Source organism: Caballeronia sp. dw_19 (assembly GCF_018449515.1).
Taxonomy (GTDB): domain Bacteria; phylum Pseudomonadota; class Gammaproteobacteria; order Burkholderiales; family Burkholderiaceae; genus Caballeronia.
On sequence record NZ_JAAVUQ010000002.1, the window covers coordinates 168356 to 188474 of the forward strand.

The 20119-nt window shown below is 60.7% G+C and carries 13 protein-coding genes; 7 read left to right on the forward strand and 6 right to left on the reverse strand.

The features are described from left to right. Positions 1-73: 73 nt before the first annotated feature. Positions 74-1459, forward strand: a complete 1386-nt coding sequence (locus HB376_RS03645) for an alginate export family protein (protein WP_255631164.1) — start codon at positions 74-76, stop codon at positions 1457-1459. Positions 1460-2671: 1212 nt separating this feature from the next. Here the strand turns inward: HB376_RS03645 and HB376_RS03650 are convergent. Both HB376_RS03650 and HB376_RS03655 read right to left on the reverse strand, forming a co-directional pair. After that, positions 2672-3580, reverse strand: coding sequence for a LysR family transcriptional regulator (locus HB376_RS03650; protein ID WP_213762063.1), 909 nt, complete (start codon positions 3578-3580; stop codon positions 2672-2674). A 545-nt stretch (positions 3581-4125) separates the two neighbouring features. After that, positions 4126-5535 carry an LLM class flavin-dependent oxidoreductase gene (locus tag HB376_RS03655; protein WP_213762064.1) on the reverse strand — a complete coding sequence of 470 codons (1410 nt, stop codon included), beginning with the start codon at positions 5533-5535 and terminating at the stop codon, positions 4126-4128. A 256-nt stretch (positions 5536-5791) separates the two neighbouring features. On the opposite strand from HB376_RS03655, the gene HB376_RS03660 reads away from it, so the two are divergent. Genes HB376_RS03660 through HB376_RS03670 form a run of 3 tightly spaced genes read left to right on the forward strand, consistent with a single transcriptional unit; the run spans position 5792 to position 9765 of the window. After that, entirely contained in the window at positions 5792-7240 is a 1449-nt protein-coding gene (locus tag HB376_RS03660) for an MFS transporter (RefSeq protein WP_213762065.1), read from the forward strand. Next, on the forward strand, positions 7237-8721 hold the full coding sequence (locus HB376_RS03665) for an ATP-binding cassette domain-containing protein (protein ID WP_213762066.1): 1485 nt from the start codon (positions 7237-7239) through the stop codon (positions 8719-8721). Before HB376_RS03660 ends, HB376_RS03665 begins: the two co-directional genes overlap by 4 nt. A gap of 3 nt (positions 8722-8724) precedes the next feature. Then, a complete protein-coding gene (locus HB376_RS03670) occupies positions 8725-9765 on the forward strand; it encodes an ABC transporter permease (protein ID WP_213762067.1) in 1041 nt (346 codons plus the stop codon). A 1128-nt stretch (positions 9766-10893) separates the two neighbouring features. Here the strand turns inward: HB376_RS03670 and HB376_RS03675 are convergent. From HB376_RS03675 to HB376_RS03690, 4 genes are all read right to left on the reverse strand, one after another. After that, entirely contained in the window at positions 10894-11853 is a 960-nt protein-coding gene (locus HB376_RS03675) for an aldo/keto reductase (RefSeq protein WP_255631145.1), read from the reverse strand. Between the two features lie 86 nt (positions 11854-11939). Further along, positions 11940-14861, reverse strand: a complete 2922-nt coding sequence (locus HB376_RS03680; RefSeq protein WP_255631146.1) for an EAL domain-containing protein — start codon at positions 14859-14861, stop codon at positions 11940-11942. Between the two features lie 243 nt (positions 14862-15104). Next, on the reverse strand, positions 15105-16343 hold the full coding sequence (locus HB376_RS03685) for an MFS transporter (protein WP_213762068.1): 1239 nt from the start codon (positions 16341-16343) through the stop codon (positions 15105-15107). Between the two features lie 122 nt (positions 16344-16465). Beyond that, on the reverse strand, positions 16466-17491 hold the full coding sequence (locus HB376_RS03690; RefSeq protein WP_213762069.1) for a helix-turn-helix domain-containing protein: 1026 nt from the start codon (positions 17489-17491) through the stop codon (positions 16466-16468). 103 nt (positions 17492-17594) lie between these two features. Between HB376_RS03690 and HB376_RS03695 the strand changes: the two genes are divergently transcribed. The 3 genes from HB376_RS03695 (at position 17595) to HB376_RS03705 (ending at position 20089) form a co-directional block, all read left to right on the forward strand. Further along, on the forward strand, positions 17595-18278 hold the full coding sequence (locus HB376_RS03695) for a DJ-1/PfpI family protein (protein ID WP_213762070.1): 684 nt from the start codon (positions 17595-17597) through the stop codon (positions 18276-18278). Positions 18279-18347: 69 nt separating this feature from the next. Continuing rightward, entirely contained in the window at positions 18348-18644 is a 297-nt protein-coding gene (locus tag HB376_RS03700; protein WP_213762071.1) for a DUF4148 domain-containing protein, read from the forward strand. Positions 18645-19021: 377 nt separating this feature from the next. After that, a complete protein-coding gene (locus HB376_RS03705) occupies positions 19022-20089 on the forward strand; it encodes a hypothetical protein (RefSeq protein WP_213762072.1) in 1068 nt (355 codons plus the stop codon). The last annotated feature ends 30 nt before the right edge of the window (positions 20090-20119 follow it).

A 20119-nucleotide genomic window follows, 5' to 3' on the forward strand; every position in this document is an offset into this window, starting at 1 on the left:
GTGTTCGGGCCGTTCGCGGCGATTAATGGCGCTTTCCGGCTTCACGCTGGCGGTGAGTACGAGCGTCGCGGCAATGGACGCTCGCGCTGCATCGGATGCCGGCGATGCACAGCCGCCTGCGTCTGCGCCAGTGACGACTTGCGACGTTAAACGCCCCGCCGTCTTGTTCAATCGATGGCAAGAGGACTGGTCGGTGCTCGCGAATCCGTGCGTGCCGCGCGAGCCGCTGGATGGCCTCAAGTACATGCCGCTGGTTGGCGATCCGGCGTCGTACCTGTCGCTCGGTGCGAACCTGCGCGAGCGGCTGGAGGTGAACAACGCCGCGTTGTTCGGGGTGGGTGGGAACCACGGCGATACGTACCTGCTGCAACGCGCCGAAGTACACGCCGACATTCACCTCGGCGACCACTTGCAGATCTTCACGCAGATCGAAGATGCTCAGCCGTACGGCAAGGATTCGGTGACACCGGTCGACAAGAACCCGCTTGATCTTGAGCAGGCGTTCATCACCTACGTCGGAGCGCTGGGTGGCGGCACGTTCAAGTTCAGGCTCGGGCGTCAGGAGATGGCGTTCGACTTGCAGCGTTTCATTTCGGTCCGTGACGGCCCGAACGTCCGGCAGGCATTCGATGGGCTCTGGACCGACTGGGAGATCCAGCGCTGGCGTTTCATTGCCTATGCCACGCAGCCGGTGCAGAACCGGGACGTCAGCAACTTCGATGACGTCTCGAACCGGCACCTGACCTTCAGCGGCGTGCGTTTCGAGCGTCAGGGCGTGGGACCGGGCGACCTGTCGGGATACTACTCGCGCTATAACCGCGACAACGCGCACTTTATTGATGCGACGGGCGATGAGCATCGTGATGTGTTCGACCTGCGTTACACCGGCAAGGCTGGACGGGTGGACTGGGATGTCGAGACCATGCTGCAAAGCGGGCACGTCGGCAACGACACCATTGGTGCGTGGGCGCTCGGGTCGCTGGCCGGTTATACCTTCAGCGATGTCCCCGGGACGCCGCGTGCGGGCATTCAGATCGATGCGGCGTCCGGTGACCGTCATCCGGGTGATGGCCGGATTGGGACGTTCAATCCGTTGTTCCCGAATGGATACTATTTCACGCTTGCCGGTTATACCGGTTACAGCAATCTGATTCACGTCAAGCCGAGTATCACGTTGAAGCCGGCTAGCAATTTGTCTTTGCTGGCAGCTGTCGGATTTCAGTGGCGCGCGACCACGGCCGATGCTGTGTATGCGCAAGGTTCCGTGCCGGTGCCGGGGACGGCTGGTCATGGGAGCTTGTGGACGGGCATGTATGTGCAGTTGCGCGCGGACTGGACTATTGCGGCGAATCTGATCGGCTCGGTCGAGGCGGTGCATTTTCAGGTCGGCGATGCGATCCGCGAGGTGGGTGGCAGTAATGCCGATTATATTGGGGTGGAGATTAAATATGGGTGGTAGGGGTGGGGGATTGCGAGGGTTTTGGGTTAGTGGTTGGTCAGTGCTGGGGTGGTCGGTGCTGGGGTTAGCGGTCGGTCGGGTTCATTGCCGGGTTGGTCGGTTCTGGGGTTAGTGGTCGGGGTTAGTGCTGGGTTGGTGCTTTCGGCCGTGGTGGTCTGCGAGAGTCGGATTTTCTCTTTATCACTATTAGCCACTGTGCGTGGCGGCACGTCATTTCTTTGTCCAAAGCGACAAAGAAACGAAGCAAAGAAAGCGCTTTCAAACACGCTACCCTAAGTGTCCACAGCGTGCAGTTTTGATTCATAGGTGCCCCAAAAGCACGGTGCTCGCCAGAGCGGAGGATGTTTGAAACCCTCCTTCTCCGAACACGGATACCCACACGCTTCGCCACCAGTGATTGAACCTGCCCAAGGTTCACCCCGCGCTATCCGCGGACGACCTCCCGCCGAATTTGTACGCATTACGAACCTCGTAACCAACCTTCCTGGAAACGAGGCTGCGAAGATACATGAGGCCTTACCCACGAAAATAACTGCGCCGACCAAGCAACTGACCCACGAAGAACCGCAGAAGCAAATACGCGTGAGGCCTGCCGGTCCCATAGCAATTCGTGCTTGCGCGAGAGCACGGGTGGCGAAGCGTGTTCATGTATGTATGCACGACGAACCTCGTAGCCAACCCGCCAGGAAACGAGGCCGCGAAGATATCCTGGGCCTTAGCCCACGAAAATAAGGGCGCTGACCAAGCAGCTAACCTACGAAGAACTGGAGAAGCAGATACACGTGAGGCCGTGTGGGTTCCTTAGCAATAGTGCTTGCCCGAGAGCGTACGGGGCGAAGCGTGTTCGTGTCAGGATTCGCGAGAAGGAGGGGTTCACACATCCGTGGCTCTGGCGAGCACCGTGCTTTTGGGGCACCTATGAATAGAAACTGCACGCTGTGGACACTTAGGGTAGTGTGTTTTAAAAGCGTTTTCTTTGCTTCGTTTCTTTGTCGCTTTGGACAAAGAAATGACGTGCCGCCACGCACAGTGGCTAATAGTGATAAAGAGAAAATCCGACTCTCGCAGACCACTAACGCTGAAAGCAGCAACCCGGCATAGACCCTGACCGCTAACCCCAGAACCGACCACCCCGGCATCAACCCCAACCGCTAACCCCAAGAACCTGGCCCCCCAAAACCCACCCCCAATCGCGAGCGAAAACCAATCCCGTCATATGCGCGCTATGAATCGATCGATCAGATCAGGCTGATCCAATTGCTCGACCCACCAGCGCAGCGCTCGCCCGGTTTCATCGTCGCGCCATGCAAGATAACAATCGGTGACTTCTCGCATGCCCGTCACGCGCTTAGGCACGAGCTTACCCTCGGCGATCGGTTTCGCAGCAAGACACTCCGGGATGGTACCCACCGCCAAACCCTCGCACTGTGCGGCGAGCTTGGCGCTAAGCGTGGGCAGCGCAATGCATTCCTGCGTGGTCCCGGTCGCGACCGAACGCGGCCTCAACTCCCGAGAGGTATCGCTGATCACAGCGCCGCGATAACGCATGACGGTATCTATTCCAAGCGGCTCAGGCAGGTCCGCAAGCGGGTGATCAGGCGCGACCACGAACACATGCCGCAGCGACCCAACCGGGCGTGCCACGAGATGCGGAAGATGCGGCGGCTCGCCGGCCGCGCCGACCACAAGATCCGCGCGCCGCGTAACCAGCGCGTCCCACGTGCCACCGAGCACTTCTCTCGACAGACGCAGCCGCGTATCCATTTTCAGGTCATAGAACGCGTGGACATAGGGCCAGAAAGCATCGAGCGGAAGGATCTCGTCGATACAGATTCGCAGCTCCGCCTCCCAGCCTTCCTGAATGCGTTGCGCCCGCTGTTCCAGTTGTTCGGCTGCGAGCAACAGCCGCCTGCCATCCTCGACCACGACACGTCCCGCATGCGTGAGCCTCGCGCGCCTGCCAGTGCGATCGAACAACGCAACGTCGAGATCGCTTTCGAGCTTCTGGACGAGATAACTCAGGGACGAGGGCACCCGGTGCAGCAATTCGGCCGCTTCAGCAAACGTGCCGGTGCGATCGATTGCGTCCAGCGCTTCGAGGACTTCGAATGACAGCTTCATTTCAGCTTTCCATTTTGTAATCTGACCGAGGATGCGCTTCACGCGTTGTCTGGCGTGTCTGGTGTGTCGATGTGAACCGATCGTGTATCGACTGTGTATGTAACCGGAATGGGGCCTCTTGTGCGGTGCGTTTCAGATCAATTCAGGCCGCGTCCGTGCCCGAAGCGCGTTATTTCGCGAACACGGTATGCCGAAGCCGATAGTCGCGCCAGCGCCAGGCGTGTGTTCGAAGTGGGTGAGTCGTATTATCGCGGCTGTGTCCAGTTCGTCAATAAAGTCCACGAACCGGCTGGACGTTGAAGCGCCCGGAAATCGGCCAGAAAGAAACGCATGCAGACGTCACAGGGGACGTTGCCACGCAGACCGCTTGAACTGCGGATAAGGGGCCGCAGTTCAAGCGCGTGGCATTGGAGGCTATCTATGGAGGACGGTGTGGACCGTGTCGTGAAGCGAGTCTGACGTCGGCAGCAGTGGTCCGCATTGAGGGTGGAAGAATGCTCGTTGATGAACGAGATCCTTGTTAGTGGTAAAGAGAACGCCGGCTGTCACTCATGTGATGTAACGAATGATCCGGCCGCTTCGCCACGCTTGAACGCCTCGATGTCCCTATACCTCGCACCGGGATGCCCTGCCGGCAACAAGCGTCCCTTGCCGAACAGTTTTTCGCGCAGCGTGCCGGGCGTATATTCCTTGCGATAAACGCCGCGCCGTTGCAACTCCGGCACCAGATAATTGACGACGTCTTCGAAGGTCTCGTGAGCGACCGCATACGCAAGATTAAAGCCGTCGACGCCGGTTTCTTCCACCCAGGTTTGCAGAATATCCGCAACGGTTGCCGCCGAACCCACGAAGACCGGCCCCATGCCGCCGATACCACCCCATGCCGCGAGTTCATCGATGGTCCAGGACTTCGCACCGCCCGCCAGATGTTCGATGGCGGAGACAATAGCGTTGGTTTCCACTTTCCTGACCAGATCAGTCGGCGCGTACTGACCGAAATCAACGCCCGTCCAACCCGACATGAACACGAGCGAGCCATCGTACGAGGTGTAACGGCGGTACTCCTCGAACTTTGCTTGCGCCTTGGCATCCGTCTCATCCACGATGACCGTGACCAGGTTGTAGATCAGCAATCCGCCCGGTTCACGTCCCGCTTGCGCAGCTTGTTCGCGGACATCAGCAACATAAGCCTTCAACACTTCTTTTGTGGGCGCAGCGACGAATACGCATTCGGCGTGCTGGGCGGCGAACGCCTTGCCCGCACCCGACGCACCGGCCTGATAGAGCACAGGTGTGCGTTGAGGTGAGGGTTCGCAAAGATGGTAGCCGGGCACGTCGAAGTATTTGCCGTGATGACCTATCTCATGGACCTTCTCGGGATGCGTAAAGACCCGGTTGTGACGGTCGCGTACCACGGCATCTTCTTCCCAGCTTCCCTCGAAAAGTTTGTACAGCACTTCAATATATTCCGCTGCCACTTCGTAACGATTCGCGTGTTTTCGCAAGCCGCCTTCGCTGATATTCTTCGCGCCGCTTTCCAGATACGACGTCACGATATTCCATCCTACACGGCCTTTAGTGTGGTGGTCTGCCGTTGAAAGGCGGCGAGCGAAGGTGTACGGATGCTCGAAGGTCGTCGACGCCGTGATGCCTATGCCCAGATGCTCGGTCACCATCGCGATAGGCGCTGCAAGCTGCAGCGGATCGTTGACGGGGATCTGCGCGGCCTGATGGATCGCGTGATAGTTACTGCCCTTATAGACGTCGTAATAACCGATCACGTCGGCTATGAAGATGCCGTCGAAGAAACCCTTTTCGAGAATTTTTGCGAGATCCGTCCAGTACTCGAGGTCCTTGTATTGCGATGAGCGGTCGCGTGGATGCGACCACAGGCCCGGCGACTGATGGCCGACGCAGTTCATCTCGAACGCATTGAAATGGATGGTTTTGCTCATGGAGGCCGGCTTCTCGATTTTCGCTTTAACAACCGGACAATCTAGTCCCCGAATAGACGGTGCGCTCTAACGATTTCAGCTTTGCATATGCGCATGGCTGTGAAGGCAAGCGCTTCAATCCAGCGCATGCGGGCGACCATGAAGGCTTGCCATCACGCGGTTCATATCGAAAGAAAAACTCATTCTTTGCGTGACGCGATAGCTATCCGTATAAAGCTTCTTTGCCCTGCAACCCGCAAGCCCAAGGAGCCGTATCTTGAGCACAGTCGACATTGAAACCGTCCTGCCTGCATCATTGCCGATCGGATCGGCCAGCGACGTATCGCGCCTGATCAACACGAGCGTCGCTAAGAACAATCACGCGCGCGTGATTGTCTTGCTCGCGCTAGGCGGCGTTTTTCTAGACGCTTACGATCTCACGACACTGTCATATGGCATTCAGGACGTCACGCGTGAATTCAATCTGACCCCTGCGTTAAGCGGCTTTGTCAGCTCGTCGATCATGATCGGCACGATTCTCGGTAGCCTCGCCGGCGGATGGCTCACCGACAAGATCGGTCGTTACCAGGTCTTCATGGCCGACATGCTGTTCTTCGTTGTCGCGGCCATTGCGGCCGGCCTCGCACCGAATGTCTGGGTGCTGATAGCGGCGAGATTCGTGATGGGACTCGGTGTAGGGATCGACCTTCCCGTGGCGATGGCGTTTCTCTCGGAGTTTTCGAAATTCAATGGACGCGGCAATAAAGCGTCGCGGCTCGCAGCGTGGTGCCCGATGTGGTACGCGGCGTCATCGGTGTGTTTCCTGATCGTGTTCGCGCTGTACTTCTTCTTGCCGGCTCAGCATGCCGACTGGCTCTGGCGAGCGTCGCTGATCTTCGGGGCCGTACCGGCGCTGATCATCATCATGGTGCGCAGCAAGTTCATGAACGAGTCGCCACTGTGGGCCGCGAATCAGGGCAATCTGAAAGAAGCGGTGCGAATCTTGCGGGAGTCGTATGGCATTCACGCGCATGCCGTGGACGACACACAAGAGCAGAAAGCGTCGAAGCAGCCACCGGTCAAATTTCGCGTGCTGTTCCAGCGGCCTTATCTGCAGCGAACGCTCGTTGCCAGTGTGATGAATCTCTGCATCCCGTTCGAATATACGGCGATCGCCTTCTTCCTGCCGTCCATCCTGTCGCAATTCCTGGGTGCTGGCGTGTTTGAAACGATCGCGGCATCGCTAGGGCTTAACGTGCTGTTTGCTTTGACAGGTGGTTTGCTCGGCATGCGGCTAGCTTATAAATTCCCCTCGCGTCACGTGGCAATCGCGGGCTTTGCATTGCAGTTCGTTTCGTTGATTGCGCTCGCGTTGATCGGACATCCGCAGGCGGCGCTAGGTATTGGTGTTGCCGTGCTGATGTTGGGGACGTGGTTGTTCGCTGAAGGTTTCGGCCCGGGCGCGCAGATGATGATCTACCCGGCCTTGTCTTATCCGACTTCCATTCGCGGCACCGGGGTGGGTTTCGGGCGATCGCTCGCTGGCATTGGAAGTGCGCTCGCGTTGTTCGTCTTGCCGATCCTCAAGGCCCGGTTTGGCACCGATATGTTCTGGATCGTTGCGTTGGCCGCCGTGATTCCAATCGCATTCCTGGTGCTGATCCGCTACGAGCCGACCGAGCATGATATTGACGACGAAGACGCGCCCACCCCGGCAAAAACGTGACAGCCGGCCTGCCCGTGATAGTCGCGAGGTCGGTGTCGAAACGCTTCGGTCCGACTGTCGCGCTCGATCGATTCGATCTCTCAGTTGCTGCGGGCGAGATCGTGGCGCTAATGGGCGCCAACGGGGCGGGCAAGTCCACGATCGTCAAGATACTAAGCGGTGTTTATCCCGGCGATGGCGGGTCTCTTGAACTGCATGGCAAGCCGTACGCGCCGGCCTCACCGCAAGAAGCGAAGGCGCTGGGTGTAGCAACAATGCATCAGTCGATCGCTGATACGGTCGTGCCCACCCTCTCGGTCGCGGACAACCTCCTGCTTGATCGTTTCAACAATGCGGCCACGCCATGGTTTATCAGGCCCGCGGCGTGGCTTGAAGAGGCCCGTTCCATTGCTGAGTTGGTTGGCCTTGACGTTGACCTGCGTGCGCCGCTGTTCACGCTGCCGCTTGCAACGAGGCAGCTCGTCACGCTGGCCCGGGCGCTGGCCGTCAAGCCTGCAGTCCTCATACTCGATGAACCGACGGCAAGCCTCTCGGCCACCGAAGCCGAACGTCTTTTTACCGCACTCGACATGTTGCGCAAGCGCGGTGTCGCGATGCTGCTGGTTTCGCATCGACTCGGTGATCTCAAGCGAATGGCTGACAGGGTTGTGATTGTCCGCGACGGCCGGCTGGTAGCCAATCTGAAAACGCCGATCGATTTCGACGATGCCACTGAAACGATGATTGGCCGCGCATTGCCGAAGACGCGTGAACGAAAAGCGGTGCGTTCGACGGCGAATCAGGGGCTTCAGGTCCGGGGCTTGAAATTGTTCCCAAGCGCCGATAGCCCGGCACTCGACTTCGACGCTGCTCGTGGCGAGATCGTCGCGTTTGCGGGTCCCTTGGGAGGTGGCAAGTCGCGGTTAGCCCGGACGTTGTTTGGTATCGAGCGAGTGGTTGCCGGCACGATGACACTCGATGGCCAGCCGTGGCAGCCGCGCTCTGCCGCCGAGGCTATCCGCCGTGGCGTCTTCCTTGTAGGCGAGGACCGCTGGAGTTCGTCGCTCTTTCCGGACAGCGTGCCCTTCGCCTCGATTGAAGGCACATTGAGTTTTCCGTTTCTGTCGAACTGGTTCAGGGGCGGGTGGATCAACAGGTCGCGCGAACGTCGCGAGGCTGCGTCCGCCATCGAGCGTTTCTCCATTCGATGCAACGGCCCGGCAGATCGGGTGGTCAACCTCTCCGGCGGCAATCAGCAAAAGGTGGTACTTGCGCGCTCGCATGCAGAACCCGCCCGCATGCTGTTGCTTGACGAGCCGTTTCAGGGTGTCGACGCCGGCGCTCGCGCGGACATTGCCGATGTGTTGCGAGCGAATGCGGCTGGGCGGGTGACGCTGGTGTTCGTCAGCGCTATCGAGGAGGCGTTCGAGGTCGCAGACCGTGTGCTGCGCTTCGATCGTTCGATCATCGGAACAAACATTGAAGATCTTGCCGGAGCCTGACGCATGAAACCTGGCGCTTCTACCGAAGTAAGCTCCGTTGTTCGAACGGAGTTCAGACATACCAGCATCAGGACGAAGCTGGAACGCAGCGGCATCTTGTTGCTGCTCGTCGCGATGGGTGCGGTATTTACATGGCGTGAGCCGGCATTCTTGAGCGTGGACAATCTGTTCAGCATCTTGCAGGCTGCATCGATTGTCGCGCTTCTGGCCGTGGGGGTCAGCATTACACTGGCGGTGGGCGGCTTCGATTTGTCGGTCGGCAGCACGGCTGCAACGGCGCAGATGGCCGCGAGCTACGTGCTCGTTGTGTGGCATGGCAATGCGCTCGCAGCGGTCGCGGCGTGCCTTGTGTTGGGTGTCGGTGCGGGACTTTTCAATGGCTTGCTGATCACGCGTCTTCGCGTCCCGGACCAGCTCGCGACGCTCGGAACCTTGTTCCTGCTAGCGGGACTGCAGTTGATTCCGACGGGTGGGCGCTCGCTCGCGACTGGCACGATCTTGCCGGATGGCACGGAGGCCACGGGATCGTTTCCGGCGGCCTTCCTGGCATTGGGCCGGGCTCGCTGGCTGGATGTCGTGCCGGTGCCGGTCATCGTGCTCGCGGTGGTGACGCTGGTCGCGGTGCTCGTGATGGAATTTACACGATGGGGGCGTGTGCTCTATGCGACCGGCGGGAACGAGACGGCTGCGCGGCTGGCGGGTGCGCCGACGGCGCGTTATCGTGTGGCGGCGTATGTCGCGTCGGGTGTGATTGCTTCGCTGGGCGGCGCGCTGATTGCCGCACGCGTTGGGCGGGGTGATGTTGGCGCCGGTAATTCGCTGCTTCTGGATGCGGTTGCCGCCGCGCTTATTGGTTATGCGGTGTGGGGGGCTAAGCGTCCTAATGTATTGGGTTCGGCCGTCGGTGCGGTGTTTGTTGGCGTGTTGCTCAACGGATTGACCATGCTCAATGCGCCTTATTACATGCAGGATTTTATAAAGGGCGCGTTGCTCGTTGGGGCGCTTGCTTTTACGTTTAGCATTGGTCGGCGAGGGGGGAGGTGAATTGGTTTTTTTGCGTGGAGGAATTGTTGATTAGGAATGCTGGGGTGTTGGGTTAGTGGTCGGGGGATATGCCGGGTTGGTCGGTTCTGGGGTTAGTGGTCGGGGTTGATGCCGGGTTGCTGCTTTCGGCCGTGGTGGTCTGCGAGAGTCGGATATTCTCTTTATCACTATTAGCCACTGTGCGTGGCGGCACGTCATTTCTTTGTCCAAAGCGACAAAGAAACGAAGCAAAGAAAGCGCTTTAACCGCTCTACCCTAAGTGTCCACAGCGTGCAGTTTTGATTCATAGGTGCCCCAAAAGCACGGTGCTCGCCAGAGCGGAGGATGTGTGAACCCCTCCTTCTCCGAACACGGATACCCACACGCTTCGCCACCAGTGATTGAACCTGCCCAAGGAGCACCCCGCGCTATCCGCGGACAACCGAGCTCCGAATTTTTACGCGCCTCGAACCATGTCGCCAACCCTGCTGGAAACGAGGCCGCAAAGATGCGGACGGCCTTAACCGACGAAAATAGCTGTACAGAACGCGCAGCCGATTCACAAAAACTGAAGCAGTAAACACAAACACGCATCAAGCTGTGACCTATGAATACGGTCGCACAGACCAAGTAGCTAACCTGTCAAAAAACCGCAGCCGTAAATATCTGTAAGGCCGTGCGGGTTCATTGGCAATTGTGCTTGCCCGAGAGCGTACGGGGCGAAGCGTGTTCGTGTCAGGATTCGCGAGAAGGAGGGGTTCACACATCCGTGGCTCTGGCGAGCACCGTGCTTTTGGGGCACCTATGAATAGAAACTGCACGCTGTGGACACTTAGGGTAGTGTGGTTGAAAGCGCTTTCTTTGCTTCGTTTCTTTGTCGCTTTGGACAAAGAAATGACGTGCCGCCACGCACAGTGGCTAACAGTGATCAAGAGAAAATCCGACTCTCGCAGACCACTAAGGCCGAAAGCAGCAACCCAGCATTGACCCAGAATCGCTAACCCCAGAACCGATCACCCCGGCATCAACCCCGACCGCTAACCCCAGAACCGACCACCCCGGCATAGACCCCGCCCGCCCCAAACCTAGCAACTCACCACCGCCCCAACCCCAAAAAACCGTCCACCGGCGCGAGCGAAAACCACATCCTCAAATCACCGCCGCCGCAATGCGCTGTCTCATCAATTGATCCGGATAACTACCGAATCCCGCACGCACATTGTCCCACATGTACTCCGGCCGCCCGGTGCCGGGAATCACGCAGGTCACCGCCGGATGCGCGAGCACAAACTTGAGCAGCAATTGCGCCCAGGTCGCGCACCCGATCTCCTTGCTCCACTCGGGCACCGGCTGTCCCTTCAGTTTGCCCAGCAAACCGCCGCCGCCGAACGGCTGATTCACGATCACGCCAATCCCGCGTTCCCTCGCAAGCGGCAGCAAGCGTTCTTCAGCGGCGCGGTCATCAGCAGCGTAGTTGATCTGGACAAAGTCGAGTGTCTCCGAGCGCATCACGGCTTCCACGTCGGCAAACGCGCCCGACGTGTAATGCGTAACGCCGAGATAGCGAATCCGGCCCTGCGCTTTCCATTCACGCAGCGTAGCCAACTGCGTGCGCCAGTCGAGCAGATTGTGAACCTGCATCAGATCGATGCGCGGTTGCTGAAGACGCCGCATCGACTCTTCCATTTGTGCGATACCCGCTTCACGGCCTTCGGTCCATACCTTGGTCGCGACAAATGCACTGCCATGCCCGCCGATGCGCGTCAGCACCGCCCCGGCAACTGCCTCCGAAGACCCATACATCGGCGATGAATCGATGACTGAGCCGCCGTTGTCGAACAGGATGCGCAGCACCTCGGCGAGCGGGGCTTGCGCTTGTAGATTGTCGCCGACATCGAAGGTGCGCCAGGTACCGCAACCGACCACCGGCAGCGCTTCGCCCGTGGACGGGATAGGGCGCGTGTTCATGTGCGGCAGCGGCACGCCGGTGGCGGGCGGCGTTCGCGCGAAGCTCGCAGGCACGCATAAAGGCAGGCTCAAAGGCAGCAGCGCGCTGCCGGCGGCAAGGAGGAGGTGCCGACGGCGGGCGTCGGCGGAAGTGGGGCGCATGGGCAGTCTCGCCGTGACGGATCAGACCACAGGATAGGCGAAGTCACGAAGGTGCGTGGTGAGCACACCACTCGGCGATCATGCCCTCAAGGCTCTTGAGCAGCACCTGCCAGGCGCGGCGCGAGGGTGGTCAGCAAGAGCTCGTCCAGCGGCATCGGCCGGGCGAAGTGATACCCCTGCGCCTGCGCAGCACCCATCTCCCGCAGCTCCGCGAGCGTGGCGGCGTCTTCCACGCCTTCCGCCACGAGCGTCAGGTCCAGCGACTCCGCCATCCGCACGATTGCCCGCACGATTGCGCGGCTGCGCGGGCTGGTAGTCAGTTCGAAGATAAACGACCGGTCGATTTTCAGACCGCTGAAGCGGTACTGATGCACATAACTCAGCGACGAAAATCCAGCGCCGAAGTCATCGAGCACCACCGACATGCCGTGATCGGCGAGACGTTGCATTGAGCGCCTGGCCAGATTGGGCTCGGCAACCAGCGCGCCTTCCGTGAGTTCGAGGCAGATCCGCGACGGCGCGACGCCGTGGCGCGCGAGCAGGGCAAGGACGTCGTCGGCGAAGTCCGGGCGCGTCATGCTGTAGCTCGAACAGTTCACATGCACCGGCGGCCAGTCGGCGTGTTGCGGCTTCGCGAGGATCACCGCGACGCGCGTGAGCATGTAGAGATCGAGCCGCCCGATCAGGCGCAAGCCTTCCATTGCCGGCAGGAATTCGCCCGGCGTGATGACGCGGCCATCGGGTTGGCGCCATCGGATCAACGCTTCCAGCGCTACGAGCTGGCCGCTCTTCACGCAAACAATAGGCTGAAAATACGGCACCAGTTCGTCGTCGCGCTTGAGCGCATTGCGCAACGCCCCTTCGCGTGCGACCTGATCGGACACTTCGCAGCGCAGCGCATGGTTGAACACGACGAAGCTATCGCGGCCGCCATTCTTCACGCGATACATGGCGGTATCGGCATCGCGCAGCAGATCGGCCGGCTCGCTGTGAAACTGGCTGTCGGGACTGACAATACCAATGCTGCACGACGAGAACACTACGTGGTCATCGATATGAAACGGCAGGTCGAACGCCGCCAGGATCCGTTCCGCAATCGCTACGGCAGTATCCAGCGGCGCACCCGGCGACAGCACCGCGAACTCGTCGCCGCCGAGGCGCGCGAGCAGGTCGTCGTCGCGCAGGCAGCTGCGCAAGCGGGCCGCTGCCTGCACCAGCAGCAGGTCGCCGAAATGATGGCCAAGACTGTCGTTCACCACCTTGAAACGGTCGAGGTCGATAAACATCACGGCCAGTTGCTCACCTTCGCCATGATGATCGAGCCACGCCTCCCCCAGCCGCTGCAGCAAGTGACTGCGGTTCGGCAGTCCGGTCAGCGCGTCGTGCGAGTTTTCGTATTGCAGCCGGGCGTTGGCGAGATCAAGCTCGCGCGTGCGGTTCTTCACGCGCTCTTCGAGCTCATGGTTGGCCGCATGGAGGGCTTCGGCGGCGCTGCGTCGCGAGAGGGCGGTATCGATATGGCGCGAGACGAACGTCAGCAGTTCCTGGTCGCGCAGCGAATAATGCACGCGCGTGGAATAGCTTTGCACGGCGAGCACGCCGCGCACGATGTCGCCGTCGAACAGCGGAATGCCCAGCCACGAACGCAGCTTGATGCCCTCGGCCGAGCGTTCTATTTCATTGCTGTCAATGAGCCGCATGGCTTCAGCGAGGTCGATCAGGCAGGGGCGGCGTTGCCTGATCACATACTCGGTCAGGCCGCGCCGGTTACGTCGTGGCGTGGGATGGTCGTTCAGCAGTTCATCGACATGATAGGGGAAGGACACGGTCGCAGTCGACCTGTCCACCAGCGCGATGAAGAAGTTTCGCGCATACAACAACTCGCCGACAATCCCGTGCAGGCTCTGGAAAAACGCCATCATGTCGCCGTGCCGGCTCGACAATTCGGCGATCTGGAACAACGCCCCTTGCAAGTGTTCAGCGCGTTTGCGTTCTGCGATCTCCTGCCTCAACGCATGGTTTAATTCGGATAACTCAGCAGTCCGGCGCGATACCGTTTCTTCCAGATCGTTGCGATGCAGGATCCGGTCGAGCGCCATCGCCACGTGCCGGGCGACGACCAGGAAAAGCGCGCGGTCCTCCACGCTGTAGATTCGGGCGACGTCGTACACCTGCATGGCGATCATGCCGAAGACTTCATCGGAGGCGTTCTTGAGCGGCGCGCCCATCCAGAATTCGGGGCGATCTCCCACGCAAAAGAAGCGGCCTTCCTGCTCGGCGGCGCGGATTCCGGCGGCGTCGATCAGAAGCGGCTGGCCTGAACTCAGCACTTGGCCCGTGAGCGACAGGCGTGATGGATCGAGCGTGTCGTAGGTCGCGCATTCAAGCGCGCAGGTATCGATCACATCGACGTAATACGGGTAGGTGATCCCGCCGCTCGACGAGTCGTAAAGTGCGAGATAGAAATTTTCCGCGTCGATCAGCGTGGCGAGTTGGCGGTGCACGCCGAGCAGGAACGCCGATCGTTCGCGCATGGAGCTCGCGAGATAGGCGATTTCATAGAGTACGCGCTGGGTGTTTTGCGCGCGTGCCAGCGCGTCGGTCTGCAGGGCTTCACCCAGGCTGCGGGCAAGGGTGCACAGCGTGGGACTTCCCGCATGGCTGGCAGGCGCGAGCAGCCAGCCGAGGATGTTTTCGCCGCTGCCCGTTGGCCAGAGACACAGACGCCGGGCCGTGCAAAAGGCGTGGAAGGTATCGGCCGTGAGAAGGCTGGGCCACTCTTGCGCGGCATCGCCCTGGTCCGCGAGATGCAGGTTTTCGTCAACCTGATACCACGCCCAGTCGATGGTATCGACTCGAGCGCGGGCAGTGCGCAACAGTACATCGACCGAGCTGTCCGAGCGGGGCCACCGCGCCGGGTCAACGATCGCGCGAGCGACGTCCGCGGCGGAGTCGTCGCTACTGTCGTCGGCCATCGGCGTGGCAGGGTTCGCGGGAAAGACGGTCATCGGCGCTCCGAGCCGAAGGTTGCCCGGCTCCTGATTCAATCTCGTTCGATGTCGATGTTATCTACTCTTCATCCGGACACTGGAAGGATTGAAAACGCCCGCTCCTTCGTTTGTGCGCACACGCACCTGATTACTATAACGGCACTACAACTTGAGGCTTGAGGGTTTTCGTAAGGATCAACCGGTCCTGTTCCTTGCTTTGCTCCCAGGTGAGCGTTCAATACGGCGCATTGCAAGTACGCGTCATGCGCCCGACGAACCGCAGACCGTCGCAGGACGGGACGTCAATGAGCGCCGCTCCACCGCTACGGAAACACCCAGCAGCACGATTCCGCCGCAGGCGAGCAGCGCACCGGTCCAGCCCGTGGCCTCCAGTCCGAAACCCATCGCGACCACTACGCCGCCTGCCCACGCCCCCAGCGCATTCGCAATGTTGAAGGCCGAATGATTGAGCGCGGCCGCGACGGTCTGGGCATCGCCGGCCACGTCCATCAGGCGCGTCTGCACGGCGGGGACCACGGCTATGCCGAGTCCCATCGCGAACAGGTTGAGCGTGGCGGTCCATTCGTTGGCCGAAGAATAAGCGAAAGCGGCCAGCGCGGCGGCGTTCCAGATCAGCATGCCGAAGATGGTCCAGAGCCGCGATTTGTCGGCCAGGACGCCGCCAATCAGGCTGCCTGCCGTCATGCCGACCCCCAGCGCGCCCAGCAACAGCGGCACGCGCCAGGGCGCCACGTGGGTCACGTTCAGCAGCGTTGGCGTGATGTAGGTGTACACCGCAAACAGTCCGCCGAAGCCGACCGCGATCACTGACAGCGTCAGCCAGACTTGCAGGCGCCTGAACACGCCAAGCTCCCGGCGCGGCGTAGCGCCGCCCGCGTGAATGGGCGGCAGAAAGATGCGCACGCCAATCATCGTAAGAATGCCGAGCATGCCGACAAGCAAGAAATCCGCGCGCCAGCCAAGCCATTGACCAAGCCAGGTCGCGAGCGGCACGCCGAAAATATTGGCAATCGTCAGGCCCAGCATCACGCGTCCGACTGCCCGCGCGCGCCGCTCGGGCGGTACGAGCGAGGCGGCCGTCAACGCCGCTACACCGAAATACGCGCCATGCGGCACGCCGGAAATAAAGCGCGCGATCAGCAGCAGCGGGTAATTCGGTGCGAGCGCGCTGAGCAGGTTGCCGAACGCGAACATCAGCATCAGGCCGATCAACATGGCGCGGCGCGGGAGCTTCGCGAAGAAAATAGTGATGAGCGGTGCGCCGATCACCACGCCCAATGCATACGCGCTGATGATGTGGCCCGTGGTGGGCAGCGACGTACCGAGACCGTTCGCGATGATCGGCAGGATGGTCATGGACGCGAACTCACCCGTGCCGATCGCCAGGCCCCCGACGGCGAGTGCGAGTTCGGCGGGACCCGCGCCATAGGGCGGGATCACGCGCGTGAGCGGGTCGTTGGGGACATCGATAATGGACATTGAGGAAAAATTGTGAGTGGTGAGCGAAGCGCAATGCAGCATTATCGCGAAAGAATAAATCTTCCGCATCCGCGAAGGTGCGAACGGCCGTGCGGATGGACGACGCTGCGCTGCCGTAGGCGCTAGCCCTGCGTGAACTTCGCCGGGCGTGACTCGTGTGCGTCCTCGCCGTCGCCGCCGGCGGAGAAGCGCTCACGGTAAGCCTGCGGTGTGACACCCATTGAACGCAGGAAGCTGCGACGCATGGTCTCCTCCGATCCAAACCCGCAGCGCGCGGCCACGCGTTTGACCGGAAATGAGGTATCGCCAAGCAGGCGACGTGCAGCTTCCAGACGTAACTGATCGATGGCGCGTGCCGGCGTGATCCCCGTTTGCGCCCGATAGTGGCGCACGAAGCTGCGCTCGCTCATGCCCGTGCGTTCGGCCAGCGTCGCGATCGACAGGTCGGCTGCCATGTTTTCGGCTATCCACGCGTGCAGGTCGCCGAAGCGGTCGCCGGTTTTTTGCAATGACAACGTCGTGCTGAACTGCGCCTGGCCGCCCGGCCGCTTGAGGAACACCACCAGTTCGCGTGCTACATCGAGCGCGAGCGCGCTCCCGAGATCGTCCTCGATCAATGCAAGCGCGAGATCGATGCCGGCTGTCACACCCGCCGATGTCCAGACCGCGCCGTCGCGGATAAAAATGGGCGCAGGGTCCACGCGGACAGTCGGATAACGCTGCCCGAGATCCTCGCAATGCGCCCAGTGCGTGACCGCACGGCGCTCATCGAGCAAGCCGGCGGCCGCCAGCAAAAACGCGCCCGTGCATACCGACGCAACGCGCCGGCACTGTGCCGCGCGGTCCCTGACCCAGGCCACCTGCGCGGGATCTTTCGATGCCGCATGCACGCCGCGTCCGCCCGCGACGATCAGCGTGTCTGTCGTTTGTTGAGCGGTGGGCAAGGGCTGGGCGAGCAGGCCGAGACCCGCGGTGCTTTGAACCTCCCCCGCGGCGGTAGCGACAACGCGCGCACTGTAGGGTGCGCCGGCTCCGCGTGCCAGCGAGAGTTCGTTGGCGGAGGTGAAAGCCTGGAGCGGTCCGGCGACGTCGAGCAACTGGACGTCTGCAAACGCGAGGATGTCGATACGGCGCGCAACGTTGTTCATGGTTTGAAACCGGGTTGGCGTGAAACGAGGGTTAATTGACAATTTCGCCAAATCGTAGCGAGGTATTGTGAGTGCGTCTACTTCCATTTAAAGGTTCATCGCCATGGCGTTGCATATTGGTTTCCTCGTCTTTCCGCGCGTTCAGCAACTCGACCTGACCGGTCCGCATGACGTGTTCGCGTCGGTGCCGGACGCGACTGTCCACCTGATTGGAAAAACCCTTGATCCGGTCAACGCGAACAGTGGTCTCGTGCTGACGCCTACTATTACGTACGCTGACTGCCCTGCGCTCGATGTCTTGTGCGTGCCGGGTGGAGTGGGTGTCGGCAAGTTGATGGAGGACGACATCACGCTCGATTTCATCAGGCGGCAGGCGGCGCAGGCCCGCTTCGTCACGTCGGTGTGTACCGGTGCGCTGGTCCTGGGAGCGGCCGGTTTGCTGCGCGGACGGCGCGCGACCACGCACTGGGCGGCTCATCATTTCCTGGAGAGCTTCGGCGCCATTCCCGTGAAAGAGCGCGTTGTCCAGGATGGCAATCTGATGACGGGCGGTGGGGTGACAGCGGGCATCGATTTTGCGTTGACGCTTCTCATCGGCTTGATCGGCGAAACCGAGGCTCAGGCAATTCAGCTTCAACTGGAATATGCGCCCGCGCCGCCTTTTAATTCAGGTACGCCTGACACAGCGCCGAAGGCGGTGGTGGATCTTGTGTGGAGTCGCGGCGAAGTGGAGCGTGCTCAGCGCACTGCAATCGTTGAACGCGCAGCGGCGCGATTGAATGGGTAGCAGGCCCGGCATAGTACCGATGGGGGTAACTCGGTTCGACGGGCATGCTTTTGACAGGAGGCGGATGCCATGCCACGCGTACAGGTTGCTTCAATCACGGTTCTCGCCTCGCTCGGCATAGTGCTGGGCGCGACGCCCGGCGCATTTGCCCAGGGCGCCGATGCAACGCCGGCCGAGCCATCACCGGCGTCGCCCACACCCAGGCAGGCACAGAAAGCGCAACGCAAAGCCGATAGAGAAGCGGCATGGGCGAAGAATTCGGCGGAACTGAGTAAGCTGGAAAAGAACGGCTATAACCCGGCCGATGATCGTAGCGACTACCCGGATAACTTGCGCCGCGCGCAGAACAAAGCGAACGGGCAATGAGTCCGGCAGGGTTACAGCTTTATGCTGTCGTTGTTCCAGGCATGCCCATGCCGCGTAAGTAACGACGCCTTGGAAGACGACCATGTCGAAATTTCACTTTGCGCGGGTGGTCTTTGCATCCGCGACCATTTCTATCGCTTTCCCGAGCGCGGCTTTTGCCCAGACCGTTGCTACCGGGTCTACCGCGCAACCGGCGCTGCTAACACGAAGACGCCCACGAGCCCGGACGACTGATTGACTACGTCATTGACGCTTGCGTTTCTCCGCTCAGAATTGCCCGCCCAGAAAGCAGATCGGAAGGGAACGGAAGTTGCGAGCGCCGCCGTTGGCTAGGCAGCAGCCTGCTGCCCGCACTACCTAACCAATGGTCATCGTGAATGAGACGAAAAGCCCTGCTGTCCGCTGTATTGTGTGTTTGCGTTGCCGCGAGTGGCTGCACCACTATCGGTGCAAACCGTCTCAAGGCCGATCAGGTTGATTACGCGAGAGCGCTGGGTGAAGCCAAGAAGCGCGAAATACTCGCAGCTATAGTAGGCATCCGGTTTGCCGATTCGCCTGCGTTCCTGAGCGTCAGCCAGATCATTGCCGCTTATACCTTCGATGCCACCGCCGGTTCCACCCTCAGCGCCGGCGACACCACGCAGAATTTCGCCGCCGCCAACGGCAGCGTTTCATACTCCAACCATCCCACGTTCACGTTCACGCCGACCACGGGGCAGGCGTTCGCGACAGCTTATATTCGCCCGCTTGCGCCCGCGCTGGTGTTGCCGCTCGCCGAGAGCGCGATCCCCATCGACTTGCTGTTGCGCATCACCGCGCAGTCGATAGGAGGCATGCAGAACGCGAACGCGCTGGGCGGCCCGAATGGGAACGGCAGCGTTGAATTCTTCGAACTGATCCAGGCGTTGCGACGCCTTCAACTAGCGGGGCAACTCAACGTGGAGTCGCGCGACGAGGATCATGGCGGGCGCGTCTACTTCACGCTTGGCGCGACCACGAGCGGCGAGACCGGACAGACGACAGCCGATCTTGCGCTGGTCCGCAGGCTGCTCAAGCTTTCGCCGAAGACCAAGACCTATGAGGTCGTCTATGGGCAATCGGCCGAGCGTGGCGAGCGGATTCCCATGGTCACGCGTTCCGTGCTTGGGATTCTGACAGACCTGGGCGCGCAGGTCAGGGTGCCCGAGGAGCTGGTGAATCGCGGGTCGACCAAGCCGACTATCGGATTGATCGGCGTGGAGACGCGGCCTACGATCATTGTCAATGTGGGCAAGAAGGCGCCGGAAGATGCCTATATCGACATTCAGTATGGGCCGTCGCAATACTGGATTGACCGACGTGACTTCGACTCGAAGTACGCATTCACGGTCGTGCAGATGTTGATGGCTCTGGCAGAAACCAATCAGGACGCGAAGACGCCGATCGTGACCATTCCAGCGGGATAGGCGGGCGTGATGTGCAGCGAGGCGTCGACG